At 41.2% G+C, this 6,216-nt stretch carries 8 protein-coding genes; all 8 read left to right on the top strand.

Annotation, left to right across the window (positions count from 1 at the left end):
* Positions 1 to 267, top strand: a 267-nt coding sequence (locus PGQ38_RS18925) for a hypothetical protein (RefSeq protein ID WP_270433107.1), incomplete at its 5' end; no start/stop codon positions are given.
* The gene (locus PGQ38_RS18920) at positions 257 to 481 is read left to right on the top strand and encodes a hypothetical protein (protein WP_227199013.1); all 225 of its coding nucleotides are present in this window, start codon (positions 257 to 259) and stop codon (positions 479 to 481) included. The genes PGQ38_RS18925 and PGQ38_RS18920, both read left to right, overlap by 11 nt.
* 18 nt (positions 482 to 499) lie before the next feature.
* Positions 500 to 1,306 carry a ParA family protein gene (locus PGQ38_RS18915; RefSeq protein WP_227199012.1) on the top strand — a complete coding sequence of 269 codons (807 nt, stop codon included), beginning with the start codon at positions 500 to 502 and terminating at the stop codon, positions 1,304 to 1,306.
* Complete coding sequence (locus tag PGQ38_RS18910) at positions 1,282 to 3,756, top strand: ParB/RepB/Spo0J family partition protein (RefSeq protein WP_270433105.1); 2,475 nt, start codon at positions 1,282 to 1,284, stop codon at positions 3,754 to 3,756. Before PGQ38_RS18915 ends, PGQ38_RS18910 begins: the two co-directional genes overlap by 25 nt.
* Positions 3,753 to 4,208, top strand: coding sequence for a hypothetical protein (locus PGQ38_RS18905; protein WP_227199010.1), 456 nt, complete (start codon positions 3,753 to 3,755; stop codon positions 4,206 to 4,208). Before PGQ38_RS18910 ends, PGQ38_RS18905 begins: the two co-directional genes overlap by 4 nt.
* Before the next feature lie 296 nt (positions 4,209 to 4,504).
* Complete coding sequence (locus PGQ38_RS18900) at positions 4,505 to 4,753, top strand: hypothetical protein (protein ID WP_227199009.1); 249 nt, start codon at positions 4,505 to 4,507, stop codon at positions 4,751 to 4,753.
* Between the two features lie 54 nt (positions 4,754 to 4,807).
* Positions 4,808 to 5,638 carry a hypothetical protein gene (locus PGQ38_RS18895; protein WP_227199008.1) on the top strand — a complete coding sequence of 277 codons (831 nt, stop codon included), beginning with the start codon at positions 4,808 to 4,810 and terminating at the stop codon, positions 5,636 to 5,638.
* Positions 5,635 to 6,066, top strand: coding sequence for a single-stranded DNA-binding protein (locus PGQ38_RS18890; protein WP_270433104.1), 432 nt, complete (start codon positions 5,635 to 5,637; stop codon positions 6,064 to 6,066). Before PGQ38_RS18895 ends, PGQ38_RS18890 begins: the two co-directional genes overlap by 4 nt.
* Positions 6,067 to 6,216: the final 150 nt, after the last annotated feature.

The following is a 6,216-nucleotide window of genomic DNA, read 5'->3' as shown; positions in this document are numbered from 1 at the left end:
ACTATTTATATTCTAGCACCATTTCGTTCTACATGTGAGATTTGCATATATACCAGAGATACCTTCGTGGCATCCAGAGTATTGAGAATCTCAGATCTGGCAGCAGATGCCTTTAAAGATACAAAGGGAAAAGATATCAAAAATGCAGATGAATGGAAAAAGGTCTATGAAGTAATCAACCGGTTGAAACTGAAAGCTTCTTCGTTGGCCGGAGTACATTCATATTCGCAATGGCTCCAGGAGGAGATGATAAAACGTGGAAACTGAAGAATTGTGGGGAAAAGGATGGAGTCTGCGCACAGAACAGGATCCAAGGGCAATGACATATCTTGGAACAGTAACAAAATCAGGAATACACTTTCACTATTACAGAGATGATGATGGAGAAATCTATTTTGATAATGAACCGGAAGGCGGGAAGCCTGATTGGATGGAAAGAGCAGACAGAAAATTGAGAAATAGAGTACATAAGAAAAAATAAAAAGAAAAGAGGAAGAGTATGAGAACAATTGCAGTGATTAATTTAAAGGGTGGCGTGGCCAAGACCGTTACTACCAATAGTGTTGCCTATATTTTGGCAAGCCAGGGGAATAAAGTGCTTATTGTAGATAACGATAAGCAGGGAGATGCATCAAGAGGATTAAACTGCAGAACACAGGATGGAGAAGGAATAGATCGGATCATGACCGCAAGACACCCGGAAGACTGGATGAAAAAACTGATCAGACATACGGAATTCCATAACATGGATGTATTGCCGGCAAATATGCGTCTTTTGATGGCTAACAAGGAAGTAATGTTCGATCAGACACGACCGCAGCAGTATAGGATAAAAAATGCACTGGCATGTGTGGCTGATCAGTATGATTTCTGCATAATTGACAATGCACCGGATATCAACGTATCAACGATCAATGCTCTGACAGCCTGTGATGATGTTTTGATTCCGGTGGAAATTGATGATAACACAACGGAAGGACTTCCGGAACTGGTGAATCAGATCGGTTATACAAAAGAGGAACTGAACCCAGAATTGAAAAATTATTGGATCTTTATCACAAAATATGACAAAAACAACCTTGCACAGGCACAGGGAACAGAAATGATAGAGGCAGCAGGATATCCAATGCTTAAGACGAAGATAAGATATTCCAGAAAAGTATCAGAGAGTACTTATGCAAGAAAACCTATCCCTTTGTATTCCGCGCGTTCTTTAGCCGCAAAAGATTATGAATGCCTGGTGAAAGAGTATCTGGTGGCAGCAGGAGTTATGATGGATAAATGGACGGAAGGGAGGGAAGCCTGATGGCATTCAATCTGGCCGACATGGTAAATAATCGTAAAAAGCCAACGGAGACTGAGAATATCAGTGATACAGTGTATCGGGATGTGTTTGAACTGGAGCCGTCGAAAGATAATTTCTATTCTACAGATCCGGAGAAACTGCAGGGATTAAAGAATTCGATTCTTCTATTCGGGGTAATGCAGGACGTGCTGATCGAGGATGTGGATGGTAAAGACAGGATTATATCCGGACATTGCCGTACAATGTGCTGCAGGATGCTTGTGGAAGAAGGGCATGAAGAGTTTCGGAAGATTAACTGTAAATACACAAAAGTAAATCTGAATACAGAGAAATTCCCAGAAGATAAAGATGGAAAAGTGGAACAGCTGATCAATAAGCTGGGAATCATCCAGGCGAACCGGTTCCGTGAAAAAAGTGACTGGGAGAAAATGCAGGAGGCGCTTATCACAGAAGCGGTAATTAAGGAGCTTCGCGATCTGGTTGACCTGCAGGGGACAACCAGAAGCATGGTACAGGCAACTCTTGGAACATCGGGGACACAGTTAGAAAGATATCATGCAATCCAGAAAAAATTAAGTCAGGAGTTTATGCAAGAGTTTCAAAATGGAAACATCAATATATCTGTGGCAAGGGAACTGACAGATCTGGATGATAAACACCAGGATGAGGCTCTGGGGTTGTACAAAAAGAATGAAACAATTACGCTACCAGAGGTTAAAGCTTTGAAAGAAAAACAGGAAGTAGGACGTCAGGTTCCTGGACAGCTGACACTTGATGAAGTAATTGGACGAAGAAGACCGCCGGAAGATGGAACGGTAATCGATGTTGACATTCAGATCGAACGATTCTTTGAAAGCTTAAAGAAATCAACAACAGAACGAATCCAAAGGCGGGATAAGAACATGTCCATTTATATGCTCAGCATTATATACAATGATGTGCGGATCAGAAATGGATATTTGAATTATCAGGGAAAATCAAATGGAATCTTGTTTAATCCTGGCAGTGGGGATGAAAAGTTGATTACATGGCAGCAGTTGGCTGAAACACTGATAGAGAAGTATGGAAAGAAACAAAAGGCGGTGAAGCTTGCACCTATGCCAGAACCACAAAAAGAATGTCCATATTATGATGCAAACGAAGTATTTCTGCCGGACATAGCAAGGATGATAAAGGTATTTCTTGAGGATGTTTATCTCAAAATGTATGTAGGAGCAACCAGACGCTTCAGTGCAATGGGAGCAGAGTTTGCAGTAGTACAGAGAACAAAAGAGAAAGATTTTGCATTTTACAATGAAAAAGGGGAGAAGGTCTGCCATGTATCAGCAGAACGTATGAAAGAAGAATATAGTAAAAGAGTGGTAGATGCTGCTGACATAAAAAAACCATCTGAGAAAGAGAAAAAATATCTTGATAATCTAACCAGAAAGCTGATAGGTGATTTTGATGAGTGGTTAAAACAGGACTTCCACAAAAGGGTGTTAAATGTAGTGACAAGCCCGGATGAGTTAAAAGAAAAAATAGGCAGCAGAAGAACATGGTGGTTCGATACTGGGCTTGGAATCGCACATGCTAATTTGTTTGATGATTATGTGCAGATTTGGGATGAGAGTAATAAATGCCTTGGAAACTATGACTGGTTTTATCTTGCAACTTCCATTCAGAAAATGTGGAATGAGATTGCTATGGAGAAAGCAGAAGCAGCCCAATCCAAAATAGTGGAAGAGACAGCAGAAAATGTGTCCGAGTCGGACATGTCAAAGCGCTGCCAACCGGCAGCAGAAAACGCGGATGAAAGGCAGCAGGATCTGGATCAAAGCGAGCAAGATTTATTGCCTGAGATTAGTGATCTTGTACCGGATGCTTGGCCGGATGATTTGAAAGATATTCCGGTTCCGACTCTGGAAAATATTTTGAGATATTTAAAGAAAGAAGAAAAAGACCTGGAAGAAATAAAGTTCGTGGCAGCAGAAGAATCAGGATTCCCAGTTAATGTATTACAGAAAGCCCAGATGAACGTGGCAGGACTGAGATTGCTTAGAAATCTGATAAGCACATGTCTGGACTCAGATGAGAGAGCCAAAGAAGAAACATCGGAGAAACTGCCGCTTCCTGTTATGAAAAATAATGATCAGCGTAAGGAATGGCTGAGAAATTATAAGGATTGGGGACTTTGGTATACAGATGAACATATTGGCGCCAGATACTACAAATATGATTTTGCAAATGGTGCAAGACTTATTGCAGAAGAATATGATCGGGACACTGTTCACAGCCAGTGGGTATCAGATAATACAGAATCATATTACATGCATTTGATTGGAGGACCTGAACCGGAAAGAAAATCAGGAATACCTAAATGGACACAGCATGGAAGATACAATAAATTCCCAAATAGTGAAAGCGAATTGGTTGAATTCTTAAAGGAAGTACAGAGGGAAAGCAAATGAACAGGGCAGAAATGAGACGTAAGGCCAGAGAACAGGAAAAATGCAGACTTCCATTGAACTTTAAGATGCAGCTTGGCCAGGTTGCAGGACTGACAGGGCAGCAGGCAATGATCTTGCAGAATTACCTAAAAGCGAGAGAGGATGAAATAACGGAGCAGGCAACGGACGCCTGCATCCGTGAAGCTCAGGAGAAACTGGAACGGGCAGAAGATTATATAACGATCACAAATATAATCATCTCTATTTACGCGATAAAGTTTTCATGGGGATTCACGAAAGCAAATAAAAAATTCCTGGATAATTGGAAATCAGCAATGGAGTATGTGAATCGCATAGGAGTGGCAAAAACTTATGAATATGCAAAAAGAGATATGGATATTGAAGTAGAGTTTGAAGATCTGGCAAATTATAACATTTATGAAGAACTGGGGCTTAACAGAGAAAAGGTGTAAAAGATGAAGTTAAGGATACTGAAAAAGAAATATAAAAAAATGTATGGGAAGAAACCGCCAGAACAGATGAAGAAGAGAATCATCAAGTCAATGATAAGACAATCGGAATATATAAAGATCAAGGCTATAGATCAGAATGCGAAAGAGTATTGTACACGCGTAGGGACTGCTGAAATTAAAAAAGTACTACTTGCGTTGATTAAAGCTGTCCGGAAAGAAATGATAGAATATGAACGGAATACGGAGAATCTTGTTAATACAACACGAATATTGGCTGAAAGGAGAAAAATACGGAAATGAAGATTAGAACACAGGGAAATCAGCTGATAGATATGACTGAAAAAGAAACGACTACAGTTCTCACACCAACCGGATCATATCAGATACTGGCACATACTAAAGACAAAAAGAAAGGAACTATCCTGGGAGAATATAGCACAGAGCCAAAGGCTGTTCGTGTTCTCTGTGCCATACAGGTTGCAGCTCGGCATCCAGAGAAAATCAAAATCTTTAAAATGCCATCAGATGCAGAGGTGATACTGTGAAAGAGTATAAAAACAAAATAAACGAATTAGATGCACAAATGAAAGGGAAGAAAAATGAAAGAGGGTAATATGGTATTTGATATTAATGGAGAATTTATTACGGAAATTACAAGGGAATGGTTTCACACAGGCGAGAAAAGTTATGAGACCATAATGGAAATTCTCATGGATAGCATGACTGGAACAGATAAACCAGAGGCGCAGATAAGGAGATATGCTGAGGACATTCTGCTTGGTCGCGCTGCTCTGAAGGGGGGCACGGCAGCAGGGACATATCATCTTGAAATATACGAACCGGGAGAAGAAGAGCAGATGCCGCAGAGAATGAACATCTGGAAAGAAATCGAAAGACGAAAGAAAATAGAGAAAGACCTGCGGAGGATGATTGAACGGTGGGATGTTGCAATGGATCACATATCGGAAAGTACACAGAGAGAAATCCGAAAAGAACTCGGAGAAGAGACTGCGGAGGATAGACAGCAGGATGCACTCGACAGTCTCATGGCACGAATGATGGATGAAGAAAATCACACCACAGAGGATTATGGATGGTTAGAGCCGGACGGAACTTTTCACGGAGCGGAATGGGGAGAGCATCAGGAATGGGCGCAGAATTACATGAACGAAAAGTTGCCGGAGGAAGCAATGGACAGAGACATTGACTTGCAGACAAAATGCAATGTCGGCCTGATCGGAGCAGGAGACTGGCTCGTCGAAAGAGGGTGGGTTCTCTTACACAATCCGAGTCGAGGAATTGCTTTTCCGACAAAGAATCCGGTCAAAGAGTACACAAAGGCACAGAAAGAGTTCCTGTATGACTATTACATGGAAAGAGATTGCAAAAAAGAGGCGAACGCAATATGGAAGGAGAGCGATAAGAGATGAACAAAGTAATTTTAATGGGGCGTCTTACCAGAGATCCAGAGGTGAGATACACCCCAGGGGAAAATTCATTTGCAATTGCCAGATACACACTGGCAGTAGATAGGAAGATCAGAAAAGATGGAGATGCAACTGCAGATTTTATTAATTGTGTAGTGTTTGGAAGATCTGCCGAGTTCGCGGAGAAATACTTCCGAAAAGGATTGAAGATTACAATCGAAGGCCGTATTCAGACCAGAAGTTATACCAACCGTGATGGACAGAAAGTTTATACGACAGAGGTTGTTGTGGAAGAACAGGAATTTGCAGAAAGCAAAGGCTCTGGATCTGGCAGCAGTCAGCATAATGTTCCACAACAATCACCAGATGTGGGACCTGATGGTTTCATGAATATCCCGGATGGAATTGAAGAGGAACTGCCATTTAGTTAATGTCCGACTCGGACAAGATGAAAGAAGGAAAAATATGAGCGGACTTAAATTTCCAAAAGAAGAAACGAAGAAAAAAAAGATGTCCCATCCGGCAAGCATTCTTGGAAGCCGGAAAGGAAGATGTTATCTGTGCGGACGGTACACACAGAC

Origin of the sequence: Blautia faecis (genome assembly GCF_027662325.1) — a bacterium.
GTDB classification, from domain to species: Bacteria; Bacillota; Clostridia; order Lachnospirales; family Lachnospiraceae; genus Blautia_A; species Blautia_A faecis.
Note: the sequence above shows the minus strand (reverse complement) of the source record. Positions and strands in the feature narration are given on the sequence as shown.